The following is a 24,574-nucleotide window of genomic DNA, read 5'->3' as shown; positions in this document are numbered from 1 at the left end:
AGGTCAGGCCCTGTTTTTTATCCACCGCGCCTGTGGGTGGAGCCCGTGGACAACCCGGCCGATCTGTGGACGCCCGGAAGTTGTGCACACGCGATTCACAGGGAGGCTCCGGTTCTCCCCAGCGCTGTCCCCAGGAATACCCAGGTTCTCCCCAGCCCAACCCACCACGTTGGTGTGATGCGGTTCACTCCGATCGGTGAGCGGGTGTGTTCCGTTGCCGAACAGTGGACAGGACTGTGGAGAAGTGGCCCCTGACTGGGGACAACGAGCCCCTGCCTGTGGGCGGCCGGTGGACAACCGGGAGGGCGGCCTTGTGGGCGGCCGGAGCGTCCACAGTCTGTGGATCAGGGTTGCCCACAAATCCACACGGCCTCCAGCAGCCCGAATGAGTATCCCGCGGCCGTGCCTGTGGACACGTTCGGGACAACCCGGGCATCCCCAGGCTGTGGACGGGGGAAAACCGCCCCCGCCTGTGGAGAGACGTTCCTGTCCCCAAGACACGGCCGGCGCAATCGAACAACGAGAAGCGCCCCGGGAGTTGGCCCGGGGCGCTGTGGAGGTCTCGGTGGACGCCGAGGGCGCTGCGCTCAGCTCTTGATGCGGTTGGTGAGCTCGGTGACCTGGTTGTAGATCGACCGCCGCTCGGCCATCAGGGAGCGGATCTTGCGGTCCGCGTGCATGACGGTCGTGTGGTCGCGGCCGCCGAACAGGGCGCCGATCTTGGGCAGCGACAGGTCCGTGAGCTCACGGCACAGGTACATGGCGATCTGCCGGGCCGTGACGAGCACCCGGCTGCGGGAGGAGCCCGAGAGGTCCTCCACGTCCAGACCGAAGTACGAGGCGGTCTCCGCCATGATCGCCTGCCCGCTGATCTCGGGGACGGAGTCCTCCCCGCCCGGGATCAGGTCCTTCAGCACGATCTCGGTGAGCTGGAGGTCCACCGGCTGCCGGTTGAGGCTGGCGAAGGCCGTCACGCGGATCAGCGCGCCCTCCAGCTCGCGGATGTTCCGCGAGATCCGGGAGGCGATGAACTCCAGCACCTCCGGCGGGGCGTTGAGCTGCTCCTGCACGGCCTTCTTGCGGAGGATCGCGATCCGGGTCTCCAGCTCGGGCGGCTGGACGTCGGTGATCAGGCCCCACTCGAAGCGGTTGCGCAGCCGGTCCTCCAGGGTCACCAGCTGCTTGGGCGGCCGGTCCGAGGAGAGCACGATCTGCTTGTTGGCGTTGTGCAGGGTGTTGAAGGTGTGGAAGAACTCCTCCTGCGTCGACTCCTTGCTCGCCAGGAACTGGATGTCGTCGACGAGCAGGATGTCCATGTCGCGGTAGCGCTTGCGGAACGCGTCCGCCTTGCCGTCGCGGATGGAGTTGATGAACTCGTTGGTGAACTCCTCGGAGCTCACGTAGCGCACCCGTGTCCCCGGGTAGAGGCTGCGGGCGTAGTGCCCGATCGCGTGCAGCAGGTGCGTCTTGCCGAGGCCGGACTCCCCGTAGATGAACAGCGGGTTGTACGCCTTGGCCGGTGCCTCCGCGACGGCGACCGCCGCGGCGTGCGCGAAGCGGTTGGAGGCGCCGATGACGAAGGTGTCGAAGAGGTACTTGGGGTTCAGCCGCGCCGTGGGCTCGGCCGGGCCCACGGAACCACCCGAACCGCTCGCCCCCGTCCCGGCGCCCGTGGCGGAACCGGCACCACTGCCGCCACCGGTGCGCGGCGTCGGCATGGTGGGCATGGCCGGCCGCTGCGGCGGCACCGGCTCCGGACGCCCCTGAGGCTGGTGGGGCGGGGGGATCTCGTAGCGGGAGGCGGGCGGCCGGTACGGCTCGCGCTCCTGGTAGTCGCCGAAGTGCTGCTGCTGCCAGCGGTCCTCGGGCTCGTGGGGCGGCCAGCCGCCGGCACCGCCGGTGGACCCGACCGCGTGGTCGGGGTAGGCCGGGCGCATCCGCGGGACCTCGCCGTAGCCGTGCGGCTGCTCGCCGTACCGGGCGGGCTCCGCCCCGTACACGGGGGGCTGCTGCTGGCCCTGGGACTGTGGTTCGGGGGCGACCGGGGCCGGCGGCGCGGGGGCCGCCTCCGGTTCGCCGCCCGAGGCCACGGCGATGGCGATGCCCACGGGGTGCCCGAACTCACGGCTGAGGACATCGGTGATCAGCGGGAGGAGCCGTCCCTCCAGCACGCTCTTGGCGAACTCGTTGGGGGCGGACAGCACCGCCGTGCCCGCGACGAGCGCCAGCGGCTGCGTCCGCTGCAGCCACTCCGCGTCCTTCGGCTTGAGGTCGTCGCTTTCGGCGAGCAATTTCTGCAGGACCCTGGGCCACACTGAGGCAAGATCGGCAGTTACGTCAGCCACAGTGCACGCTCTCTCGTCGGTCGCTGGTTGGTGCCGATGGGTCCCACGAAGGTGTGGTTCTTGGGACGGACGGGAATGTTTCGGGGTTCGGCCACGGTAGTCAGCGCGGGCTACCTGGTTCAAGTCGTTGTCCACAGGGTGTGCAAAACCACGTCCGGATGGCGGTGCCGACGGCCCGCGCCCCGGCGGGTTTGACCTGATGCCGCGGCCCCGCGTACCGTAACCAGGTCGAGTTGTCGATGGCTGCTGCCGCCTGCCTACCGATGGGCGAGGATCACCAAGGTGATCGTCAAGCGGTGCACACCTGAATGTTCCGCGAGCTTCTCGTGGGCGCACGGTGACAGCCAGGCGACGCCCCGCCACCACCCGATTCATCCTGGAGCCCCCGAGTGAGCAAGCGCACCTTCCAGCCGAACAACCGTCGTCGCGCCAAGACCCACGGCTTCCGGCTGCGTATGCGTACGCGTGCCGGCCGCGCCATCCTCGCGACCCGCCGCAGCAAGGGCCGCGCCCGTCTGTCCGCCTGATCGCACCGAAGCGCGAGGTGTGAGTCGTGCTGCCCACCGGTAATCGGCTGAGGCGGCGCCAGGACTTCGCGACGGCGGTACGTCGAGGACGCCGGGCCGGACGGCCGCTCCTGGTCGTCCACCTGCGCACCGACAGTGACACAAGGGACCCGCACGCGGCGGGGGGGAGTGCTTCCCCGGCGCGTGCGGGTTTCGTCGTGAGCAAGGCCGTCGGTGACGCCGTGACCCGGAACCTGGTCAAGCGTCGGCTTCGTCACCTCGTCCGCGAACGTCTGTCCGTGCTGCCCCCCGGTAGCCTGGTAGTCGTACGAGCGCTGCCCGGTGCGGGTGACGCAGACCATTCACAGCTGGCCCGAGACCTGGATGCCGCCCTCGGGAGGCTCCTGGGGGTGGCGCTATGAAGTACCCGTTGCTGGCCTTGATCAAGATTTACCAGTGGACCATCAGCCCGTTGCTCGGTCCGGTCTGCAAGTACTACCCCTCGTGCTCCCACTACGGGTATACGGCGATCGATCGGCACGGCGCGATCAAGGGCACTGCCCTGACCGCGTGGCGGATCCTGCGTTGCAACCCGTGGTCGCTCGGCGGTGTGGACCATGTCCCCCCGCGCAAGCGACCGCCGTGGCACGCTCGCCTGCGCGAAGCCCTCCGGGGTGACGCACCAGGCGGGTCCGTTACTCCCGAGCCCGTCGAGACGCCTCATGCCCAAGGAGCCTGACCGTGGGGATCTTGAACCCCCTCTACGCCGCCGTTTCGTGGATCATTGTCCAGTTCCACTCGCTGTACGGCCTTGTCTTTGACAAGGACGGCGGCCTGGCCTGGGGTCTGTCGATCGTCTCTCTGGTGGTCCTGATCCGGATCTGCCTGATCCCGCTCTTCGTGAAGCAGATCAAGTCGACCCGGAACATGCAGGCGCTCCAGCCCAAGATGAAGGCGATCCAGGAGCGCTACAAGAACGACAAGCAGCGCCAGTCCGAAGAGATGATGAAGCTGTACAAGGAGACGGGCACCAACCCGCTCTCCTCGTGCCTTCCGATCCTGGCGCAGTCCCCCTTCTTCTTCTCGCTGTACCACGTGCTGAGCTACATCGCGCAGGGCAAGCAGGTCGGCGTGATGAGCCAGGACCTGGTCAACAGCGCCCAGAAGGCCCACATCTTCGGCGCCCCGCTCGCCGCGAAGTTCACCGACAGCGCTGACAAGCTCGCCACGCTGGGCGCCTCGGTCACCGACGTCCGCGTGGTCACCGTCGTCATGATCATCCTGATGTCGGCCTCGCAGTTCTACACGCAGCGCCAGCTGATGACGAAGAACGTCGACATGACGGTGAAGACGCCGTTCATGCAGCAGCAGAAGATGCTGATGTACGTCTTCCCGATCATGTTCGCCGTCTTCGGCATCAACTTCCCCGTCGGTGTCCTCATCTACTGGCTGACCACCAACGTGTGGACCATGGGGCAGCAGATGTTCGTCATCCGCCGGAACCCGACCCCCGGCAGCCTCGCCTTCCAGCAGCGCCAGGAGCGCCTGAAGGCCAAGGGCAAGCTGAAGGACGAGCCCGCCGCCGGCAAGGAGCCGCAGGACGCGGCGCCGGTGAAGCGCAGCCAGCCCAAGCGCCAGACCAAGTCCCAGCGCCAGACGGGCGGTCCCGCGCAGCCGGGTGCTGCTGCCGGCGGCACCAAGCCGAAGCCCAAGCCGGGCGGCGGAACGACCGCGGGCACCAAGCCCAAGCCGAGCAGCGGCGCGGACAAGCCGAACCTGTCGAAGAAGAAGTAGTAGAGGAGTCCTGCCGTGACGGACGGCAACACCACCGACGCGCTCACCCGCCTCGAGCAGGAGGGCGAGATCGCGGCCGACTACCTCGAGGGGCTGCTGGACATCGCCGACCTCGACGGTGACATCGACATGGACGTCGAAGGGGACCGCGCTTCGGTCTCCATCGTCGGCGACCCGTCGAGCCGTGACCTCAACAAGCTCGTCGGCCGGGACGGTGAGGTGCTGGAGGCGCTCCAGGAGCTGACCCGGCTCGCGGTCCACCGGGAGACCGGCGACCGCAGCCGGCTGATGCTGGACATCGCCGGTTTCCGGGCGCAGAAGCGGGCCGAGCTGACCGAGCTGGGCGAGAAGGCGGCCGAGGAGGTCAAGGGCTCCGGCCAGCCGGTCAAGCTGAAGCCGATGACGCCCTTCGAGCGCAAGGTCGTGCACGACGCCGTGGCCGCCGCGGGGCTGCGCAGCGAGTCCGAGGGCGAGGAGCCCGAGCGCCGGGTGGTCGTCCTTCCGGCCTCCTGAACCTCCCCCGGTCTCAGCGGTACTCACTCGGCCCCGTCTGTTCGCAGGCGGGGCCGAATCTTGTCAGCCTGGAGAAGGCCCGTAACAACGGAAGGACGGTTCTCGTGACGGAGGCAGCGGCGGAGCTTCCCCCGGCGCCGGAGGCGGCACGTGAGGTGTTCGGGGAGCGCTTCGCGGACGCGGTGCGGTACGCGGAACTGCTGGCCGACGCGGGGGTGCGTCGAGGGCTGATCGGTCCGCGGGAGGTGCCCCGGCTGTGGGAACGCCATCTGCTGAACTGCGCGGTGCTCGCCGAGGTGATCCCCCAGGGCGTCTCGGTGTGCGACGTGGGCTCGGGGGCGGGACTGCCGGGCATTCCACTGGCACTGACCCGGCCGGACCTCAGCATCACCCTGCTGGAGCCGCTGCTGCGCAGGACCACCTTCCTCGAGGAGGCCGTGCGGCTGCTGGGGCTGTCCAACGTCGTGGTGGTGCGTGGACGGGCCGAGGAGATGGTGGGCAAGGTGCCTCCGGTGGACGTGGTGACGGCGCGCGCCGTGGCCCCCCTGGACCGGCTCGCCGGCTGGGGACTTCCCCTGCTCCGTCCGCACGGGGAGATGACCGTCCTCAAGGGCGACACGGCCGAGGAGGAGCTGAAGGCGGCGCGTGCCGCGCTGAGCCGTCTCGGTGCCGTGGAGACCTCCGTGGTCCAGGTCGGCGAGGGGATCGTGGATCCGCTGTCGACCGTGGTGCGGGTGCTCGCGGGGGAGAGTCCCGGCGGTGTCCGTGCGGCGACCCGGAGGGCCAAGGCGGCCCGGGAGAGCCGACGGCGCCAGCGCTGATCGCGGCCGGGGTCGTGTGCTCCATACAAACGGCCATACGTACATGATCCGGAGTGTCGTGTAGGAAACGGTCGCCGCGCTGCGCATCGTGTTTCACGTGAAACGGCGCTCTCTGCTTCCAGGAATCCTCGGCCGCGCCCGTGCCGCGGCCGAATCGCTCTCTCATCGAGCCGTCGAGATGACCCATTCAGCGACCCAACCGGTGGATTCATCCACAGGAGAACGGCCCTCACTGGTTCGTGACCCCGAAAGCATGGCAGGCTCTGTTCATTGCGAGCTTGTAGTCGAGGAGAGTGAATCCTTGCGGTCCGACGCCAACATCGCGGGACCGATGGCCGATCCGGTCCCCGGTCCCCGTACCGAGTCGTTCGGGGATGATGTTTCACGTGAAACACCGCCCCCGATGGACGACACCCCCATCGGCCGTGCAGCCCAACTGGCCGTGGAGGCACTGGGGCGGGCCGGTGAAGGACTCCCCCGCCCACCCCAGACCCGAGTGGTCGTGGTCGCCAACCAGAAGGGCGGGGTCGGCAAGACCACCACCACGGTCAACATGGCCGCCTCCCTGGCCCTGCACGGGGCCCGGGTGCTGGTCGTCGACCTCGACCCCCAGGGCAACGCATCCACCGCCCTCGGGATCGACCACCACTCCGAAGTCCCCTCCATCTACGACGTCCTGGTCGAGAGCAAGCCGCTCTCCGACGTCGTCCAGCCGGTGCCGGACGTGGAGGGCCTGTTCTGTGCCCCCGCCACCATCGACCTGGCCGGGGCCGAGATCGAGCTGGTCTCGCTGGTGGCCCGGGAGAGCCGGCTGCAGCGGGCCATCGAGTCCTACGAGCAGCCGCTGGACTACATCCTCATCGACTGCCCGCCCTCGCTCGGTCTGCTGACCGTCAACGCCATGGTGGCCGGTGCCGAGGTCCTCATCCCCATCCAGTGCGAGTACTACGCCCTGGAAGGACTGGGCCAGCTGCTCCGCAACGTGGAACTGGTCCGGGGCCACCTCAACCCGAAGCTCCACGTCTCCACCATCCTGTTGACCATGTACGACGGCCGGACCCGGCTCGCCTCGCAGGTCGCCGAAGAAGTGCGCACCCACTTCGGCAAGGAGGTGCTGAGCACGAGCATCCCGCGCTCGGTCCGCATCTCGGAGGCCCCCAGCTACGGCCAGACGGTGCTGACCTACGATCCAGGTTCGAGCGGAGCGCTGTCGTACCTCGAGGCGGCACGCGAGATGGCCCTGCGCGGGCTGGGACGCACCCAAGAAGTCAATGAGCAGAACACGTCGGAGGGGATCCAGTGAGTGAGCGACGCAGAGGACTCGGCCGTGGTCTCGGCGCGCTGATTCCCGCCGCACCGAACGGTGCGGACGCGGCGGCCGCGACCGCGGTGGCGACGGCGGCGAACGCCGCCCCGGTCCTGGCGCCGGAACGAGGGGTCGCCGTCGCCAAGGTGGCGGCCCTGGTGGAACAGCAGGGCCGTGAGGGCACCGCTGCGATCCCGGTTTCACGTGAAACCCCGGAAGCCATCGCGGCCCAGGAGCCGCCGATGGTGGCAGGGGCGTACTTCGCCGAGCTGCCGCTGGACGCGATCATCCCCAACCCGCGTCAGCCGCGTGAGGTCTTCGACGAGGACGCGCTGGCCGAGCTGGTCACCTCCATCAAGGAGGTCGGCCTCCTGCAGCCGGTCGTCGTCCGTCAGGTCGGACCGGAGCGCTACGAGCTCATCATGGGTGAGCGTCGCTGGCGGGCCAGCCGTGAGGCGGGCCTGGAAGCCATCCCGGCGATCGTGCGGGCCACCGAGGACGAGAAGCTTCTCCTGGACGCGCTGCTGGAGAACCTGCACCGTGCCCAGCTGAACCCGCTGGAGGAGGCGGCCGCCTACGACCAGCTCCTCAAGGACTTCGCCTGCACGCACGAGCAGCTCGCCGACCGCATCGGCCGCTCCCGCTCCCAGGTCTCCAACACCCTGCGCCTGCTGAAGCTCTCCGCGCCCGTACAGCGCCGTGTGGCGGCCGGTGTGCTCTCCGCCGGGCACGCACGGTCCCTGCTCGCCCTGGAGGACGTGGAGGACCAGGACCGGCTCGCCAGCCGGATCGTGGCCGAGGGGCTCTCGGTGCGCGCGGTCGAGGAGATCGTGCATGTGATGAACTCCGAGTCCCAGCCGATGAGGAAGGCCCCGTCCCCCCGGGCCGGCAAGCGGATGTCCCCCGCGCTGACCGATCTCGCCCTGCGGCTCTCCGACCGCTTCGAGACCCGGGTGAAGGTGGACCTCGGGCAGAAGCGCGGAAAGATCGTCGTGGAGTTCGCCTCGATAGAGGACCTGGAGCGCATCCTCGGCTCGATGGCCCCGGGTGAGGGCGAGGTCCTCGAGCGGTCGCTCACCGAGGAGACCGACGAGGAGGAGTGATCCTCTCCCCGTCATGTGACGGGCCGCAACTTCTGGGCGGGTCGCATCCCGAGAGGGATGTGGCCCGCTTTTTGCTGTGCCGTTCGCGTTGCTCCGGTGTCGGACTTGTCCGCTCACGGATACGATGCGTACGGGATGGAGCACTACCTCCGAGGAGGGGCTCATGCGATCGGTGCGGCGCGTCGGAGTCGAGCACGATTGGCAGAAGGCCGCCCTCCTCGCAGCGGGGCTTGGGCTGGGCGCCGTGGGTGGCTTCGTCGGCAGTTGGGTCCACGACAGAAACGAGGGTCAGACCTCATGGGGCGTCGGCTCGTTCCGCTCACGCTGGACAACCTCCCGGATCTCCCCAACCGCTGCCGCGCGTGCGTCTTCTGGGAACTCGATCCGGTAAGCGGTGAGGCCGCCGTCCAGGCCGGCAAGCCCGAACTGGAGAAGGAAGCCTGGATCTCCGCGGTGCTTCTGGAGTGGGGTTCCTGCGGCCGTGTCGTCTACGTGGACGAGGTGCCGGCCGGCTTCGTGCTCTACGCCCCGCCGGCTTACGTGCCGCGCTCGACGGCCTTCCCCACGAGTCCCGTCTCCCCCGACGCGGTCCAGCTGATGACCGCCCGCATCCTCCCGGGCTTCCAGGGACAGGGACTGGGCCGGGTCCTGGTGCAGTCGGTGGCCAAGGACCTCGTGCGACGGGGCTTCCGGGCGATCGAAGCCTTCGGTGACGCGCGCTGGGAGGAGCCCGCGTGCGTGCTCCCGGCCGAGCACCTGCTGGCGGTCGGGTTCAAGACGGTGCGGCCGCACCCGCGGTTCCCCCGGCTGAGGCTGGAACTGCGGACGACGATCTCCTGGAAGGAGGACGTCGAGATGGCGATCGACCGGCTGCTCGGCGCCGTGCAGAAGGAACCGGCGCTGCGGCCCCTGTGACGGACGAAGGGCCCGCCCCTCACGGGGGCGGGCCCTTTCGTGTCCGTCTGCGGTGCTCAGCCGATGAAGTCGGACAGGTCGCGCTCGATGGCGGCCTTCGGCTTGGCGCCGACGATGGTCTTCACGACCTCACCGCCCTTGTAGACGTTGAGGGTCGGGATCGACATGACGCCGTACTTGGCGGCGGTGACCGGGTTCTCGTCGATGTTCAGCTTGACGATGGTGATCTGGTCGCCGTGCTCCGCGGCGATCGCCTCCAGGGAGGGGGCGATCTGGCGGCACGGACCGCACCACTCGGCCCAGAAGTCGACGAGCACGGGCTTGTCGCTGGACAGGACCTCCTCGTCGAAGGTCGCATCGGTCACGGTCTTGGTGTTGCCGGCCACGGCTGTCTCCTCGGTGTGTAGGAAGGGTGGTTGTTCGTGCGGTGCGGTCAGACGACCGCGGCGACGGTCTGCTCGGGCTCGCGGGTGTGCTCGCTGCCCGCGTCGCTCAGAGCGGCGAGGTAGCGCTCGGCGTCCAGGGCGGCGGAGCAACCGGTGCCCGCGGCGGTGATCGCCTGGCGGTAGGTGTGGTCCACGACGTCGCCGGCGGCGAAGACACCCGGGATCTTCGTACGGGTGCTGGGGGACTCGACCTTGAGGTAGCCCTCCTCATCCAGGTCGAGGATGCCCTTGAACAGCTCGGTCCGCGGGTCGTGGCCGATCGCGATGAAGAGTCCGGTGACCGGCAGCTCGGAGGTCTCGCCGGACTTGGTGTTCCGCAGGACCAGGCCCGAGAGCTTGCCGTCGCCGTTGATCTCGGCGACCTCGTTGTCCCAGACGAACGAGATCTTCGGGTCGGCGAAGGCACGCTCCTGCATGGCCTTGGAGGCGCGGAGGGTGTCCCGGCGGTGGACGACCTTCACGCTCTTGGCGAAGCGCGACAGGAAGGTCGCCTCCTCCAGGGCGGTGTCGCCGCCGCCGATGACGGCGATCTCGTGGTCCTTGAAGAAGAAGCCGTCACAGGTGGCGCACCACGAGACGCCGCGACCGGAGAGCTGGTCCTCGTTGGGCAGGCCCAGCTTGCGGTGCTGGGAACCGGTGGCGATGATGACGGCCTTCGCCCGGTGGACGGTGCCCGCGGAGTCGGTGACGGTCTTGATGTCGCCCGCGAGGTCGACCTCGACGATGTCGTCCGGGATCAGCTCGGCACCGAACCGCTCGGCCTGGGCCCGCATGTTCTCCATGAGGTCGGGGCCCATGATGCCGTCGCGGAAGCCGGGGAAGTTCTCCACATCGGTCGTGGTCATCAGAGCACCGCCGGCCGTGACCGCCCCTTCGAAGACCAGGGGCTTGAGGGAGGCGCGGGCGGTGTAGAGCGCGGCTGTGTATCCCGCCGGACCGGAACCGATGATGATCACGTTTCGGACGTCGCTCACGGGTGCTTCCTCGTCTCTGCTGTGCCGACTCGCCGGGTGCCTCGGCGACGGGACCATTGTCATCCCGCCTAACGGATCCTACGGTCCGGGCATTCCCATCGGCGCGGCGCTAGCGAGGGTATGTCTCCTCACGGAGGAGGGTGCCCGTGTCGGGGGGCTGCGCGGTGGCGCACGAGGCGTCCACGACGTAGGCGTCGACCAGTGCGGGGTCGCCCTCGTGCGGCATCACGACCAGGTAGGAGTCCATGCCCTCGTACCTGCCCCGCTGGAAGGCGATCGGGGCCTCCCGGCGGTCGACGGCCCCCAGGACGCAGGACGGCGCGGCGCTGTCCATGCCGACCATGGGGGACTGCCCCTGGGGCTTGCTCTCCGGGCCCTTGCTCGTGCGGTCTGTCAGCAGATCGTGTACCTGCACGCCGAGCATGTCGGCGTCAGCCTTGGCACCCGCATCGGAGGCCGACGACGACTGGCTGTCGGAGCTTCCCCCGGCGTTCCAGCCGGACTGGGCGAGGACGGTCCCGAGACCGAGCACGGCGGCCACGGAAGCGGTGATGAGGATCCCCTTCCCCCAGCGGCGACGGGACCGGGTGCCCGGGCGGCCGGGCCCGCTGGGACCGGTGCCGCGGCCGGTGGGCCTTCCGTCTGCCGGGGCCGATGTTTCACGTGAAACACGGGACGGCTCCGTGGTCTCTGTTTCACGTGAAACATCGGCCCCGCCCGCGGCGAGCAGTGCCTCGGCGGCGAGTGCGGCGTCGATCCGGCCCGCGATGTCGGCCGGCATCCGGGGCGGGCCGGGGAGGGTGCCCAGCAGCCCCCGGATCTCGTCCAGCGAGGCGTGGACGTCGGCGCAGAGCGCACAGCCGTCGATGTGCCCGCGGACGTCGGCCGAGCGCTCGGGCGGGAGGATGCCCTCGGTGAGCGCGGAGATCTCGGCGACCTCGGGGTGCTCGTCCGTACCCGTCGTCGACGTCATGGGTGTCCACCTCCGCCCTTCGTGAAGCCGTGGCCCGGCCGGGCCTCCGTCTCTGGGACGGATGCGTTCTCCGTCCGGTTCCTTCCCCCTGGGTGATCGCCGCTACTCCCCGGCGCCTCCCGTAGATGGGAGAGGAGCGGCAGCAGTCGTGCCCTGCCGCGGGCGCATCTGCTCTTGACCGTCCCCGTCGGCACGTCCAGGACGGCGGCGGCCTCGGCCACGGGGTAGCCCTGCATGTCGACCAGGACCAGGGCGGCCCGCTGCTCCACGGGGAGCGTCCCGAGCGCCCGCAGCAGTTCCCGGTGGAGCTCGCCCCGCTCGGCGGGGGCCGCGGCGGACTCATGGGGTTCGAGCAGTTCCTCGAACTGCTTCTCGTCCGTGACCGGAGCGGTGCGGCGTGAGGCGGCCTTGCGTGCCCGGTCCAGGCACGCGTTCACGGTGATGCGGTGCAGCCAGGTCGTGACGGCCGACTGCCCGCGGAAGGTGTGGGCGGAGCGGAAGGCCGAGACGAGCGCGTCCTGCACGGCGTCCGCGGCTTCCTCGCGGTCCCCCAGGGTCCGCAGCGCCACCGCCCACAGCCGGTCGCGGTGCCGGCGGACGAGTTCCCCGAAGGCGGTCGGGTCCCCCGCGACATGACGGGCGAGGAGGTCGCTGTCGCTGACCTCCCCGCCCGTTCCTTGCGTGCCCACCGTCCCCCTCCCCGCGGGGCTATTGCCCCTCGAACCTCACGTCGGTGATGGCCTGCTTGTACCCCGACCCGCTGAAGTTGTCCGCCGGAGAGTTGGGCATGGCCGTCAGCCAGACGAGAACGTACCGCGTCTCCACGGGTTGCTTCGTCGTGAGCTTGGCGGAACGACCGGAGGTCTTGACCGTGGCGATCTTCTTCATGCCCGAGAGGTCGGCCGACGAGGACAACGAGTCCGCTGCGTACAGCTCGACCGTGGTGTGGTCTCCGCCGTAGTAGAGGCCTATCGTCGCCGTGCTCAGCTTCTTCACGGCACCGAGGTCGTAGACGATGCCGACCCCCTTCTTGTAGGGGGCGAGCACCGGGCCCTTCTGGAAACTCCTGCTGCGCCAGTAGCTCCCGGCGTCCTGGTCGTAGGTGAGCTTCACCTGGTCGGTGTGCTGCGGCGTGCCGTCCGGGTAGTACTCGGCGGCGTCCTGGACCGGCAGCGGCTTCAGCGTCACTTGGTTCGCGCCGCCGTTGTCGCTGCCGCCGTCGCCGCCCGTGTTGTGGGAGGTGGAGGTCCCTCCGGACCTCGCCTGGTTCTCGCGGTCCATCAGGGTCTCCGCGAGCTGCCAGCTGCCGAGGCCGAGGGCGACGATGAGGAGGGCCGAGACGGACCACTTGAGGGCCTTGCCGGTGCGGCCGGGCAGGGCCGGGGGTGGCGCGGCGGGGAGGGACGCCGTGGCGCCGGGGGACGCGGGGCCCGCGCCGGTCTGGCGGTAGGAGCCCTGCTGGTAGGTGGTGCGCGAGTAGGGCGCCATCGCCGGCTCGGGCGGCCGGATCTTGGGGATCGCGGTGACGGCCTTGGCCAGCTCCTCGGGGGTGGTGCAGGGCTCCGGCTCACGGGAGGCCGTCGCCCCGTCGTTGACCAGGGCACGCATGGCCAGCTCCGACAGCCCACGGTGGACCCCTGCCCGCACCTGGTCGGGCGCGACCAGGCCGACGTCCTTGGGGAGGCCGGTGAGCCCGTGCTCGTCCTCCGGGTACGGCCAGCGCTGGGTGAGCGAGGCGTACAGGAGGGCTCCGATGGCCTCGGTGTCCTCCCGCTGCGGGCGCTCGGAGGAGATCCCGCGCAACGCGGCGGCGACGGCCAGACCGCGGATGCGGTACTGGCCGGAGTCGGTGCGCAGGACGGCGTCGGGGCCGAGCCGCAGATGGGCCAGCCCCTCACGGTGGGCGGCCGCCATGGCCTGGGAGATCTGGCTGACCATCTGGTAGGCCTCGTGCGGCTCCAGGGGGTCGGCGGTGATCAGGGCGGTCAGTTCGCGCGCGTCCGGGAGCCACTCGTGGATGACGTAGACGAGGTCGTTCTCCTCGACCGCGTCGAGGACCTGGACGAAACGGGGGTCACCGAGCAGGGCGGCGGAGCGGGCCGCAGCCAGCACCGAACGGGCCCGGCCGTGGTCGGCGGGCAGGGTGTGGATGCCCACGGCGCGGCGCAGCTTCTCGTCGACGGCCCGCCAGCTGCTGAAGCCGTCGGAACGGGTGAGGCACTCTTCCAGGCGGTAGCGCTTGGCGAGCTTGTGGCCGCTGTGGAGCTCCGGCGGCTCGGACTTGGTCGGTGCTGTCTCCTCGGGGATGGTCTGCTCTGGCGCGTCCTGCTCTTCGCTCCGGTCCGTCGCCTCGTCGGCCGTGGCCCCGTCCGTGTGGGCGGCGAGCTGCTCTTCGCCGCCCTCGTTGGCCACTCCGACGGCAGCCGTGCTCCGTTCCGCCACCGTCGTTCCTGCCTCCCCATCCGTTGCAAGATCTGACAACACAGCCGAGGACAATTGTGCCAACAGTCCACCGCTATGCACGACACACGACGGCCCACGAAGGTTGCGCGCTGGGCGCCGTCAGCGGCCCAGCCGGCCCCTGACCATGCCGACCATGGCCGTCAGTTCCTCGACGCGCATGCGCTTGGCGGCGATGAAGAAGATCCCGCCCAGCACAAGGGCGCCGAGCACCAGCGACAGCAACGATGCGGCAGCGCCGTGACCCAGCGATTGCGAGACACCGTAGACGACGGCGCCGGCGCCCGCAGCGGCGGGGATGCACGCACCGAAGAGCCTGGCGTACGTGCGGACCACGCGCTTGCCGTCGATGTCGCCGCCGAGGCGCCTGCGCAGCCGCTTGACCGCCACTCCGACGCCGATCGTGTAGGCGAGGCCGTACCCCGCCGCCATGCCGACCACGGCCCAGCGGGCGGGGAGAACGAAGTAGCAGACGGCGGCCGCGACGGCGTTGCAGGCGGCGACGATGACCGTGTTGTAGAAGGGGGTGCGGGTGTCCTCGTACGCGTAGAAGCCGCGCAGGACGATGTACTGCACCGAGAACGGGATCAGCCCGAGGCCGAAGGCCATCAGGATGTAGCCGATGTTCAGGGCGCCCTCTCCGGAGCTGCTGTAGAGCAGGGTGGCCATGGGGAGGCCGAGGGCGAGGAAGGCGAACGCGGCGGGCACGACGGCCACGCCCGAGGTCCGCAGGCCGTAGGAGAGGTCGTCGCGGACGGCGGCGGCGTCACCGTCGGCCGCGGCGCGGGAGATCCGCGGCAGCACGGCGGTCATCACGGAGACGGTGATGATGGCCTGCGGCATCTGCCACAGGAGCAGCGCGTAGTTGAAGCCGGTGATGCCCGCGCCCTCGTGGCCCGTCTTCTCGGCCGCCGCGCCCGCCGCCGTGGCGAACTGGGTGAGGACGATCATGCCGACCTGGTTGGCGAGGACGAAGAAGAAGGTCCACTTGGCCAGCTTCGCCGCGTGGCCGAGGCCGTGGCCGCGCCAGTCGAAGCGCGGCCGGATCCGGAAGCCGGCGTCGCGCAGGTAGGGGAGCATCGCCAGCGCCTGCACCGCCAGGCCCAGCAGGGTGCCGAGGCCCAGCAGCCGGACCCCGTCAGGGGTGATGGTCCCGGAGGAGACGCGCGTGTCGGTGAAGGAGCCGAAGGCCCAGATGAAGGCGCCGAAGGTGGCGATGATGACGACGTTGTTGAGGACCGGGGTCCACATCATCGCGCCGAAGCGGCCGCGGGCGTTGAGGATCTGCCCGAGGACGACGTGCACCCCCATGAAGAACATGGTGGGGATGCAGTAGCGGGCGAAGGTGACCGCGACCTCGAACCTGACCGGGTCGGAGGCGATGTCGTGGGACATCGCCTGGATGAAGACCGGTGCGGCGATCACGCAGACGGCGGTGACGGCTGCCAGTCCGACGACGACCAGGGTGAGCAGGCGGTTGGCGTAGGCCTCGCCGCCGTCGTCGTCGTTCTTCATGGCCCGTACCAGCTGGGGGATGAAGACCGCGTTGAGGGCGCCGCCGCCGACCAGGATGTAGATCATCGTGGGCAGGGTGTTGGCGACCTGGTAGCCGTCGTTCAGCGTGCCGACGCCGATCGCGGCCGCCATGACCAGGGTGCGGAGGAATCCGGTGACCCGGGAGACGAGGGTGCCGGCCGCCATGAGCGCGCTGGACTTGAGGATGCTGCCGGCCCGTCCGCCGGACTTCCCGGCCACGGGCTCCGCCGCGGGCTCGGGCTCCGCCGGGGCCGTCTGCACCGGCTCGTCGCGGAAGAGGTGGGCGTACTCGTCCGGCCGCGCCGACCTCCCGTCCTCGTCCGGGGCGTGGGAGACCAGCTCGTCGACGCCGACGTACCGGGTGTTGGCGTCGTCGGCGTAGGGCATGCGGTACGGCTCCTGGTGCGCGTACGGCGGCCCGTAGGCATGGGGCTGGGCCGGCGGGTGCGCGGTGCGGTCGTACAGCGCCTCGCCCACCGGGTCCTGCGCGGTCGGATCCTGCCGCTGGTACGGGTCGCGGGCGTAGGTGTCCTGCAGGTACGGGTCGGGCGCGGCAGGGTACTGCCCGGGCTGCTCGGGAAACCGCTCCCCGGCTTCCCGTTCGCGCTCACCGTCGTACGGTGCGTTCATCTCTGCCCCACCTCATCGGCCATGGCTCGCTGGCTATCGGTCCACCTTCTCACCCGTCCCGGACGGGTCCGTACTTTCCGGGGAGGTGTCCGGCGCCAGGTCACCCGGCTGCTCGTCCTCGACGCCGTCCCGGTCACCCATGGTGCCCTCTGCGGCGTCGTCCTCGTCCTCGCCCGTGTCCCCGTCCCCGGACGGGTCCGCGTCGTCCTCGGACGGATCAGTGTCGTCGTCCTCGCCCCCGGCGGCCGCGCGGCGCTTGCGCTGGTGGTACATCCGGACGCCCGCCAGCACGAGCAGCAGGAGCCCGGCGGCGATCACCAGCATGACGGTGGATGTGATGGAGGTGACATCCACCTGGAAGGTGATGGGGTAGCCGAACCTGGCGCCGTCCGCCGTGTACAGCTGGGCGGTGACCGTGTTCAGTCCGTTGCGGGCGGCGGTTCCCTCGAACTTCAGGGAGCGGGTGTGGCCGCCCTCCACGGTCACGGGCTGCGCTTCGCCCGGGTCGAGGCTGTTGCCCTGGCTGGACGTGAGGCGCAGCTCCAGGCCCTGCACGGTCTGGCCGAGCTCGTTCTTCACGGTCACCGGGATGGTGCCGCTGCGGCCCGACAGCGTGAGCGTCCCGGTCTTGGGGAGCAGGTAGACCAGGCTCATCAGGTCGGACAGGTAGTCGAAGATGGCCGTGCGGTAGGCGGCCGACCCCCGGGGGGAGCCGCGCCACTCGGTGGACATCGAGCGCATCAGTGCGTTGCCGAAGGGGGTCCGCACCCGGTCGGGCTTGCTCAGGAGGGCCATGAAGTCGTCGAGCTCGCCCTGGGTCGCCTGGATCTGGCGGAAGGCCGCGGTGCTCAGCTCCTGCTTGCGCAGGCGCTTGGGGTAGGACCCGGTACCGGGCACCGTGCGGTTGGCCTTGGGGTCGGGGGTGGCCTTCGCCGCCGCGGAGAAGTCGACGGTCTCGGCCCAGCCGCCGGCGGCGACCTCCGTGATGGCCTGGGCCATGGCCTGCGCCTGTGAGGCCTTGGCCATGCGCTGCGGGGCGACGACGATGCTGCGCTGCCGGTCGGGCGCCTGCATCGTGATCATGAGCGTCTGGGCCAGGTACTTCTGCACCGCGAGGGTCGAGGTCCCGGCCGACGTCATGTCGCCCTGGAAGGCCTTGGAGAGCCCGGAATCGGCGACCACCGCCGTGGTGCCCCCGCCGATGGGCCGCGCCGAGGTGGGGGTGTACCTGAGGCCGCCGGGCTCGCCGAGGCTGTCGCTGCGGGCGATCACCTTGTCGGCGCCGGCCGAGGTGGCCACGTCGACGATGGAGGGGTCGACGGCGCCCTCCACGGGCCAGGAGACGTCCGTGTCGGGGGTGACCACGCCGTTGAGGACGGTCTCCACCGTCGTGGTCGCGAGCTCCGTGGCGGTCTTGAGGTGGTTCAGGGTGCCCGGGACGCTCTTGCCGTGGTGCGCGATCGAGGCGAGGTCGGGGTCGGCGAAGGGCAGGGCGACGACCTCGTCCCCGGCGACGGCCTCCTTGAGGCTGTTCAGCCAGCGCTTCGCGTCGTCGGTCCCGGTGCCGGACGTGGTGTGGTCGAGATCACCTTCGGGCCCCGCGACCTGGTACCGGCGCGTCATCGCGTCGACCGTGGCGAGCAGGTCCGGGTCGATGACCCAGGTGACGGGCAGGTCCCGGCCGAGCGCCACCATCTGCTGAAGACGGCCGCCGGGCGCCAGGTCCGCGGCGAGGTCGTCGTTGAGGAAGATCGGGCTCTGCTGGTCGTCGCTCTCGCTGCGCACGGCGAGGTGCGGGCGGTCGATCAGCGGCCACAGGAAGGTGTAGCGGGTCGGCTTGGCGTCCCCGTCCGGGTACCAGGGGAGGAAGGTCCGCTCGATCCCCAGGTACTCGTCGTAGCCGCGGTCCCTGGTCCGCCCGGTCAGGGAGACCCCGAGCTGGTAGACGCCGTCCCGGCCCAGGTCCAGGTCCTTGACCGGGACCTCCAGGGTGAAGCTGCGGCTGATGCCGGCCGGCAGGTCGTCGACGGGCACGGTGTGCCCGGGGATCTCCTCGCCGTCGGCCGCGGTGTGGGGCGCGCTGGTGGAGGTGCCGCTGATGGCGCTGCGGCTGCCCAGCGGGCCCTGAGGGGCGATCTCCACGCCCACGTGGGCACCGCTGACGGTGTGCTTGCTCTTGTTCGTGACGGTGCCGGTCACCGTGAGGGTGTCGCCCTTGGCCGGCACGGTGGGGGACAGTGAGTTCACCGACACGTCCACGGCCCGGCCGTCGGAGCCCTCCGCGTACGCCGCGGGAGCCGTACGGGCCTGGACCAGGCCGGTGAACAGGGTGGCGCCCACGAGCAGTGCCGTGGCCCGGCGCAGCCTCGAACGGGCCGGAGTGCCTCCGGGGTGCTGTGCCGCCTCGCCCACGCGCTGGCCGTCCCTCGTCGTCATCGGATGTGCGTCCTGGAATGGTAACGATGCTCGAAGACCCAAAGTGCTGTGAGTGGGCCACAAGATCGATACAGTCCGGGGGCGCGGAGGCGTCGGCAAGATCGCGGATGCCGGTAAACCGGTCCGCCGCGGGGCGCATGGCCACGTACCCTTTTCTGTTGTGCCGAATGCCAACAACGCCCCCCAGACCCTGAAGACCGCGCCGGTGATCGCGCCGGTGGCCGAAGAGCTCGGCCGTCGCTTCAAGGACGCCGGATTCCGGCTTGCCCTCGTCGGCGGCTCGGTCCGCGACACCCTGCTCGGCAGGCTCGGCAACGACCTCGACTTCACGACCGACGCCCGGCCCGACCAGGTACTGAAGATCATCCGCGGGTGGGCGGAGGCCGTCTGGGAGGTGGGCATCGCCTTCGGCACGGTCGGCTGCCGGAAGTACGGCTACCAGATCGAAGTGACCACCTACCGCTCCGAGGCCTACGACCGCACCTCGCGCAAGCCGGAGGTCTCCTACGGGGAGACCATCGAGGAGGACCTGGTCCGCCGGGACTTCACCGTCAACGCGATGGCGGTCTCCCTGCCGGAGGCGGAGTTCGTCGACCCGTACGGCGGGCTCGGTGACCTCGCCCAGCGCGTGCTGCGCACTCCCGGCACCCCGGAGGAGTCCTTCTCCGACGATCCGCTGCGGATGATGCGCGCCGCGCGCTTCGCCGCCCAGCTGGACTTCGAGGTGGCTCCCGAGGTCGTGACGGCGATGACGGAGATGGCCGACCGCATCGAGATCGTCTCCGCCGAGCGGATCCGGGACGAGCTCAACAAGCTGGTCGTCTCCGACCACCCCCGCAAGGGCCTGCAGCTGCTGGTGGAGACCGGCCTGGCCGCACGGGTCCTCCCGGAGCTGCCGGCGCTGCGCCTGGAGCGTGACGAGCACCACCGCCACAAGGACGTCTACGAGCACACGCTGACCGTCCTGGACCAGGCGATGGCACTGGAGACGGAGGGGCCGGACCTCGTGCTGCGCCTCGCGGCGCTGCTGCACGACATCGGCAAGCCGCGGACCCGGCGCTTCGAGCCCGACGGACGGGTCTCCTTCCACCACCACGAGGTGGTCGGCGCCAAGATGACCAAGGGACGGCTGACCAAGCTCAAGTACCCGAACGACACCGTCAAGGACGTCGCCCGGCTGGTCGAGCTGCACCTGCGCTTCCACGGCTACGGGACCGGGGAGTGGACCGACTCCGCCGTCCGGCGCTACGTCCGGGACGCCGGACCGCTGCTCGACCGGCTGCACAAGCTGACCCGCTCCGACTGCACGACCCGCAACAAGCGCAAGGCGGGGGCCCTGTCGCGCACCTACGACGGGCTCGAGGAGCGCATCGCGCAGTTGAAGGGCCAGGAGGAGCTGGACGCGATCCGGCCGGACCTGGACGGCAACCGGATCATGGAGGTCCTGGGCATCCCTCCGGGCCCCCAGGTCGGCAAGGCGTACAACCACCTGCTGGAGCTGCGCCTGGAGAACGGTCCGCTGGGCGAGGAGGCCGCTGTGGCCGCACTGAAGGAGTGGTGGGCCGCGCAGGGCTGAGCGTCACCCCGTCCGGGCCGTGGACGTGCCGAGGGGGTCGTGTTTCACGTGAAACACGACCCCCTCGGCCTTAACGCCCGTCCCGTCACTTGCTGATGGTCTGCAGGCAGAGCACCACGTTGTTGAAGTCGGTCCCGGACTGGGTGTAGTAGACGTCCGACTCGGTGACGGACTCACACTGCTTCTGGTCGGTCGAGTCGTCGAACTTCTTGACGATCTTGAACTGTGCATCGCCGGAGGAGCAGTCGGCGTCCACCAGGTCCGGGCTCTGCTCGGTGCCCTTGTTGTGGAGGCAGCTGCCGACCTTCGACGTCTCGGCGTCGGTCTGGTCGAACTGGGAGAAGGCGAATCGCACGCCGATGATGACCACGATGGTGACGATCACGCCGATGATGCGCTTGCCGATGTTTCTGCCGCGCCGCGGCGGGGCGGCAGGCGGCGGGAAGGCGCCGGGCTGACCCTGCGGGGGCGGGAAGGCGCCGGGCTGGCCCTGGGGCGGCGGGAAGGCGCCGGGCTGGCCTTGCGGGGCCGGAATGTTGGTGTTGTCGGGCGGCGGAGTCGCCATGGTCGTTCCCCTCCCTGGGATGAACCTGTCAGTTCCTGTGAACGCGCGAACGTTACTGGAGGGGTCGGACAGCCCATCCGCCGGGGCATGTGTTTCACGTGAAACGGGCGGACGCGGGGTGATCTTCGTGTTTCACGTGAAACGACGCGGAGTCCCGGCGGTGCCGACCGCCACCGCCGCATAGACCGCGGAGAGCCCGAGGAGGAGCCCCACGGAGCGACCGTCCGGCGGGAGGACCAGCGCGCAGATGGCTGCGGCGCCGACGAAGGCGACGTTGAACAGCACGTCGTAGATCGAGAAGATGCGCCCCCGGTAGGCGTCGTCGATCGAGGACTGGACCACTGTGTCGGTGGCGATCTTCGCCCCCTGGGTGGCCAGCCCCAGCACGAAGGCCGCCGCCAGCACCGGCGCCGGCTCGAAGGGGAGGCCCAGTGCGGGGAGCAGGACGGCGGCCGAACCCGCGCAGACGGTGATCCATCCGAAGGTGCCGAAGCGGCCCGTGGCCCAGGGGGTGAGCACGGCCGCCGCGAAGAAGCCCGCACCCGAGACGGCGACCGCCAGCCCGAGCAGCGCCAGTCCGTCCGCCGTTCCACGGCCGGTCCCGTCGGATCCCGCCCAGGCGTAGCGGCAGAGCATCAGCACCGTCACCGTGAGCCCGCCGTAGCAGAAGCGCATCGCCGTCATCGCGGCCAGCGCGCGTGCGGCGCGCGGCCGCCGGCGCAGATGCCCCAAGCCGTGCACCAGGCCGCGGAAGGTGCTGAGCAGCGCCTCGCCCACCCGCGGCTGGATGCGGGACGGGTCCGGCCCCAGCAGGTCCCGCCCCAGGGTGAGTGCGGCGAGCCCGGCACAGAGGTAGAGGACGGCGCCCAGCACCACGACCAGGACGTCGGAGCGGGTGCCCTCGGCCAGCACCAGGTGCACCAGGAAGGCCGCTCCCCCGCCGGCGGTGGCCGCGAGCGTGCCGGCGGTCGGGGACAGCGCGTTCGCCATGACCAGGCGCTCGCCGTCGACGACCCGGGGCAGGGCGGCCGACAGGCCCGCGAGCACGAAGCGGTTGATGCCGGTGACCGAGAGGGCGGACAGGTAGAAGAGCCAGTCCGGGACGCGCAGCAGCATCAGCACGGCGGTGCCGACGGAGAGCGCCGCCCGCAGCAGGTTGCAGTGGAGGAGGACCTGCCGGCGCCGCCAGCGGTCCAGCAGGACGCCCGTGAACGGCCCCAGGAGCGAGTACGGCAGCAGCAGGACCGCCATCGCGGAGGCGATCGCGGCCGGCGAGGTCTGCTTCTCCGGGGAGAAGACCACGTAGGCCGCCAGCGCCACCTGGAAGACCCCGTCGGAGAGCTGGGACAGCAGCCGCACCGTCAGCAGCCGGCGGAAGTCCCGGAAGCGCAGCAGCACACGGAGATCACGGACAACGGGCATGCGCACAGCCTCACATGACGCACAGGCCCCCGGGTGCGATACCCGGGGGCCTGTGCGGTCGCGTCGTACGACGAGTGGTGACGGGGGTTAAGCCGCTGTTCAGCGCTCGACCTCGCCGCGGATGAACTTTTCCACGTTCTCGCGGGCCTCGTCGTCGAAGTACTGCACCGGCGGGGACTTCATGAAGTAGGAGGACGCCGACAGGATCGGGCCGCCGATGCCGCGGTCCTTGGCGATCTTCGCCGCGCGCAGCGCGTCGATGATGACACCCGCGGAGTTCGGGGAGTCCCAGACCTCGAGCTTGTACTCAAGGTTCAGCGGCACGTCGCCGAAGGCACGGCCCTCGAGACGGACGTACGCCCACTTGCGGTCGTCCAGCCAGGCCACGTAGTCCGAGGGGCCGATGTGGACGTTCTTCTCACCCAGGTCGCGGTCGGGGATCTGGGAGGTGACAGCCTGCGTCTTGGAGATCTTCTTGGACTCCAGGCGCTCGCGCTCGAGCATGTTCTTGAAGTCCATGTTGCCGCCGACGTTCAGCTGCATGGTGCGCTCGACGATGACTCCGCGGTCCTCGAAGAGCTTGGTCAGCACGCGGTGCGTGATGGTGGCGCCGACCTGCGACTTGATGTCGTCACCGACGATCGGCACACCGGCCTCGGTGAACTTGTCCGCCCACTCCTTGGTGCCGGCGATGAAGACCGGGAGGGCGTTGACGAAGGCGACCTTGGCGTCGATGGCGCACTGCGCGTAGAACTTCGCCGCGTCCTCGGAACCCACGGGCAGGTAGCAGACCAGCACGTCGACCTGGCGGTCCTTGAGGATCTGCACGACGTCCACCGGCTCCTCGGCGGACTCCTCGATGGTCTCGCGGTAGTACTTGCCGAGACCGTCCAGGGTGTGGCCGCGCTGGACGGTCAGGCCCTTCTGCGGCACGTCGCAGATCTTGATGGTGTTGTTCTCGCTGGCACCGATGGCGTCCGCGAGGTCGAGACCGACCTTCTTCGCGTCCACGTCGAAGGCCGCCACGAACTCGACGTCACGCACGTGGTAGTCGCCGAACTGCACGTGCATGAGGCCGGGCACGCGGGTGCCCGGGTCGGCGTCCTTGTAGTACTCGACACCCTGCACCAGCGAAGCGGCGCAGTTGCCCACGCCAACGATGGCTACGCGAACCGAACCCATTCCGGTTGCTCCCTGTGTAATCGTCACGCGGGTCCCCGGCGCGTGCCGGGTCCGCCGTTTTCCTGTTGGTTGTCCTGCTCGGCATCGGCGGACGGAGCGGCCGGGGGCTGCTTGTCACGCCCTGCCCGCTCGGTCTCGATCAGCTCGTTCAGCCAGCGGACCTCTCGCTCCACCGACTCCATGCCGTGCCGCTGCAGCTCGAGCGTGTAGTCGTCGAGCCGCTCACGGGTACGCGCGAGGGACGCGCGCATCTTCTCCAGGCGCTCCTCGAGGCGGCTGCGCCGCCCCTCGAGGACACGCATCCGTACGTCCCTGGACGTCTGGCCGAAGAAGGCGAAACGAGCCGCGAAGTGCTCGTCCTCCCACGCGTCAGGGCCGGAGTGGGCGAGGAGCTCCTCGAAGTGCTCCTTGCCGGCCGCCGTCAACCGGTACACGATCTTGGCCCGTCGGCCGGACAGCGGCGCGGCGAGCGGATCGGGGTCAGGGCCGGTCTCCTCGACCAGATAGCCCTGGGTGACCAGTGTCTTGAGGCAGGGGTAGAGGCTGCCGTAGCTGAACGCGCGGAACACACCGAGCGAGGTGTTGAGCCGCTTGCGCAGCTCGTAACCGTGCATCGGGGATTCGCGCAGCAGGCCCAGGACGGCGAACTCGAGGATGCCGGAGCGTTTGCTCATGCCCTCGTGTCCCTCCCGTCCGTGCCTTCGTCGCCTCTTATCTCGCCGTGATGTATCGACTCGATACATCGAGACGATAGAACGAGTTCCCCGGTACGGCAAGGCGGCTCACGGTGACCGGCGTCACATCACGAAATCCGTCCACCGTCAACCGCCCGGAATGTGATGAACATCTGGCTAGAACCTCTTTTGACCGTGCGTACTCTGTTCGCCATGCAGAGCACCGGGAACCGTGTGACGCCAGTGAGCGTCCTTGTCCCTGGTGCAGTGCGGTCATCGCACGCCGGGGGGACCGGAAATCAACTGCCGCTTTCAGGCGATTCCGCCTGTCCTAGGAGTAGCTGTTCATGAGCGAGCACCGTCGCAAGCCGCCGCAGTCGCCCGGCGACGGCCGGGC

The 24,574-nt window shown here is 69.8% G+C and carries 22 protein-coding genes; 10 read left to right on the top strand and 12 right to left on the bottom strand.

The genetic code is table 11. From position 1 onward, the window contains the following. Positions 1-587 precede the first annotated feature (587 nt). Complete coding sequence (dnaA, locus tag PV410_RS42425) at positions 588-2,345, bottom strand: chromosomal replication initiator protein DnaA (protein ID WP_500332037.1); 1,758 nt, start codon at positions 2,343-2,345, stop codon at positions 588-590. A gap of 389 nt (positions 2,346-2,734) precedes the next feature. Between dnaA and rpmH the strand changes: the two genes are divergently transcribed. The 9 genes from rpmH (at position 2,735) to PV410_RS42380 (ending at position 9,303) form a co-directional block, all read left to right on the top strand. Next, positions 2,735-2,872 carry a 50S ribosomal protein L34 gene (gene rpmH / locus PV410_RS42420; RefSeq protein ID WP_003975051.1) on the top strand — a complete coding sequence of 46 codons (138 nt, stop codon included), beginning with the start codon at positions 2,735-2,737 and terminating at the stop codon, positions 2,870-2,872. A 26-nt stretch (positions 2,873-2,898) separates the two neighbouring features. Further along, positions 2,899-3,273, top strand: coding sequence for a ribonuclease P protein component (gene rnpA / locus PV410_RS42415; RefSeq protein WP_500332036.1), 375 nt, complete (start codon positions 2,899-2,901; stop codon positions 3,271-3,273). After that, on the top strand, positions 3,270-3,590 hold the full coding sequence (yidD, locus tag PV410_RS42410) for a membrane protein insertion efficiency factor YidD (RefSeq protein WP_037731476.1): 321 nt from the start codon (positions 3,270-3,272) through the stop codon (positions 3,588-3,590). Before rnpA ends, yidD begins: the two co-directional genes overlap by 4 nt. A 2-nt stretch (positions 3,591-3,592) precedes the next feature. Beyond that, positions 3,593-4,645 (top strand): membrane protein insertase YidC, encoded by a 1,053-nt coding sequence (yidC, locus tag PV410_RS42405; protein ID WP_500332035.1) that lies wholly within the window; start codon positions 3,593-3,595, stop codon positions 4,643-4,645. Positions 4,646-4,660: 15 nt separating this feature from the next. Next, positions 4,661-5,158 carry a Jag family protein gene (locus PV410_RS42400; protein WP_499512890.1) on the top strand — a complete coding sequence of 166 codons (498 nt, stop codon included), beginning with the start codon at positions 4,661-4,663 and terminating at the stop codon, positions 5,156-5,158. A gap of 104 nt (positions 5,159-5,262) precedes the next feature. After that, the gene (gene rsmG, locus PV410_RS42395; RefSeq protein ID WP_499512891.1) at positions 5,263-5,979 is read left to right on the top strand and encodes a 16S rRNA (guanine(527)-N(7))-methyltransferase RsmG; all 717 of its coding nucleotides are present in this window, start codon (positions 5,263-5,265) and stop codon (positions 5,977-5,979) included. A gap of 253 nt (positions 5,980-6,232) precedes the next feature. Further along, the gene (locus tag PV410_RS42390) at positions 6,233-7,282 is read left to right on the top strand and encodes a ParA family protein (RefSeq protein ID WP_500332034.1); all 1,050 of its coding nucleotides are present in this window, start codon (positions 6,233-6,235) and stop codon (positions 7,280-7,282) included. After that, positions 7,279-8,388, top strand: coding sequence for a ParB/RepB/Spo0J family partition protein (locus PV410_RS42385; RefSeq protein WP_500332033.1), 1,110 nt, complete (start codon positions 7,279-7,281; stop codon positions 8,386-8,388). The genes PV410_RS42390 and PV410_RS42385 overlap by 4 nt, the downstream gene beginning before the upstream one ends. Positions 8,389-8,685: 297 nt before the next feature. Then, entirely contained in the window at positions 8,686-9,303 is a 618-nt protein-coding gene (locus tag PV410_RS42380) for a GNAT family N-acetyltransferase (RefSeq protein ID WP_499512894.1), read from the top strand. A 56-nt stretch (positions 9,304-9,359) separates the two neighbouring features. Here the strand turns inward: PV410_RS42380 and trxA are convergent, their stop codons facing one another. The 7 genes from trxA to PV410_RS42345 all read right to left on the bottom strand — a co-directional run bounded on the left by trxA (position 9,360) and on the right by PV410_RS42345 (position 18,758). Further along, positions 9,360-9,689: a thioredoxin gene (gene trxA, locus PV410_RS42375; protein WP_431958961.1), complete on the bottom strand. Its 330-nt coding sequence runs from the start codon at positions 9,687-9,689 to the stop codon at positions 9,360-9,362. 47 nt (positions 9,690-9,736) lie between these two features. Further along, complete coding sequence (gene trxB / locus PV410_RS42370) at positions 9,737-10,723, bottom strand: thioredoxin-disulfide reductase (RefSeq protein ID WP_500332032.1); 987 nt, start codon at positions 10,721-10,723, stop codon at positions 9,737-9,739. A 109-nt stretch (positions 10,724-10,832) separates the two neighbouring features. Beyond that, entirely contained in the window at positions 10,833-11,696 is an 864-nt protein-coding gene (locus PV410_RS42365; RefSeq protein ID WP_500332031.1) for an RsmA family anti-sigma factor, read from the bottom strand. Continuing rightward, positions 11,693-12,385: an RNA polymerase sigma factor SigM gene (gene sigM, locus PV410_RS42360; protein ID WP_500332030.1), complete on the bottom strand. Its 693-nt coding sequence runs from the start codon at positions 12,383-12,385 to the stop codon at positions 11,693-11,695. Before sigM ends, PV410_RS42365 begins: the two co-directional genes overlap by 4 nt. Positions 12,386-12,404: 19 nt before the next feature. Further along, positions 12,405-14,138: a protein kinase family protein gene (locus PV410_RS42355; RefSeq protein ID WP_500332029.1), complete on the bottom strand. Its 1,734-nt coding sequence runs from the start codon at positions 14,136-14,138 to the stop codon at positions 12,405-12,407. 120 nt (positions 14,139-14,258) lie between these two features. Next, positions 14,259-16,322 carry a murein biosynthesis integral membrane protein MurJ gene (gene murJ / locus PV410_RS42350; protein ID WP_500332028.1) on the bottom strand — a complete coding sequence of 688 codons (2,064 nt, stop codon included), beginning with the start codon at positions 16,320-16,322 and terminating at the stop codon, positions 14,259-14,261. A gap of 33 nt (positions 16,323-16,355) precedes the next feature. Next, positions 16,356-18,758 carry a DUF6049 family protein gene (locus PV410_RS42345; protein ID WP_500332027.1) on the bottom strand — a complete coding sequence of 801 codons (2,403 nt, stop codon included), beginning with the start codon at positions 18,756-18,758 and terminating at the stop codon, positions 16,356-16,358. 160 nt (positions 18,759-18,918) lie between these two features. Between PV410_RS42345 and PV410_RS42340 the strand changes: the two genes are divergently transcribed. Beyond that, entirely contained in the window at positions 18,919-20,334 is a 1,416-nt protein-coding gene (locus tag PV410_RS42340) for a CCA tRNA nucleotidyltransferase (RefSeq protein ID WP_500332026.1), read from the top strand. 85 nt (positions 20,335-20,419) lie between these two features. Here PV410_RS42340 and PV410_RS42335 read toward each other — a convergent pair whose 3' ends face one another. From PV410_RS42335 to PV410_RS42320, 4 genes are all read right to left on the bottom strand, one after another. Further along, entirely contained in the window at positions 20,420-20,899 is a 480-nt protein-coding gene (locus PV410_RS42335) for an LppU/SCO3897 family protein (protein WP_500332025.1), read from the bottom strand. A 132-nt stretch (positions 20,900-21,031) separates the two neighbouring features. Next, positions 21,032-22,321: an MFS transporter gene (locus PV410_RS42330; RefSeq protein ID WP_500332024.1), complete on the bottom strand. Its 1,290-nt coding sequence runs from the start codon at positions 22,319-22,321 to the stop codon at positions 21,032-21,034. Between the two features lie 99 nt (positions 22,322-22,420). Next, positions 22,421-23,503, bottom strand: a complete 1,083-nt coding sequence (locus PV410_RS42325; RefSeq protein WP_499512904.1) for an inositol-3-phosphate synthase — start codon at positions 23,501-23,503, stop codon at positions 22,421-22,423. Positions 23,504-23,526: 23 nt separating this feature from the next. Continuing rightward, the gene (locus tag PV410_RS42320) at positions 23,527-24,177 is read right to left on the bottom strand and encodes a PadR family transcriptional regulator (protein ID WP_500332023.1); all 651 of its coding nucleotides are present in this window, start codon (positions 24,175-24,177) and stop codon (positions 23,527-23,529) included. Between the last annotated feature and the right edge of the window lie 397 nt (positions 24,178-24,574).

This window comes from Streptomyces sp. PA03-5A (assembly GCF_033792725.1).
Classification (GTDB): domain Bacteria; phylum Actinomycetota; class Actinomycetes; order Streptomycetales; family Streptomycetaceae; genus Actinacidiphila.
Note: the sequence above shows the minus strand (reverse complement) of the source record. Positions and strands in the feature narration are given on the sequence as shown.

Bases quoted from the DNA above. Each gene is read 5' to 3' on its own strand.
- yidD (WP_037731476.1), top strand. From the start codon at position 3,270: ATGAAGTACCCGTTGCTGGCCTTGATCAAGATTTACCAGTGGACCATC.
- PV410_RS42390 (WP_500332034.1), top strand. From the start codon at position 6,233: ATGGCAGGCTCTGTTCATTGCGAGCTTGTAGTCGAGGAGAGTGAATCC.
- PV410_RS42380 (WP_499512894.1), top strand. From the start codon at position 8,686: ATGGGGCGTCGGCTCGTTCCGCTCACGCTGGACAACCTCCCGGATCTC.
- PV410_RS42365 (WP_500332031.1), bottom strand. From the start codon at position 11,696: ATGACGTCGACGACGGGTACGGACGAGCACCCCGAGGTCGCCGAGATC.
- murJ (WP_500332028.1), bottom strand. From the start codon at position 16,322: ATGAACGCACCGTACGACGGTGAGCGCGAACGGGAAGCCGGGGAGCGG.
- PV410_RS42345 (WP_500332027.1), bottom strand. From the start codon at position 18,758: ATGACGACGAGGGACGGCCAGCGCGTGGGCGAGGCGGCACAGCACCCC.
- PV410_RS42335 (WP_500332025.1), bottom strand. From the start codon at position 20,899: ATGGCGACTCCGCCGCCCGACAACACCAACATTCCGGCCCCGCAAGGC.
- PV410_RS42330 (WP_500332024.1), bottom strand. From the start codon at position 22,321: ATGCCCGTTGTCCGTGATCTCCGTGTGCTGCTGCGCTTCCGGGACTTC.
- PV410_RS42325 (WP_499512904.1), bottom strand. From the start codon at position 23,503: ATGGGTTCGGTTCGCGTAGCCATCGTTGGCGTGGGCAACTGCGCCGCT.
- PV410_RS42320 (WP_500332023.1), bottom strand. From the start codon at position 24,177: ATGAGCAAACGCTCCGGCATCCTCGAGTTCGCCGTCCTGGGCCTGCTG.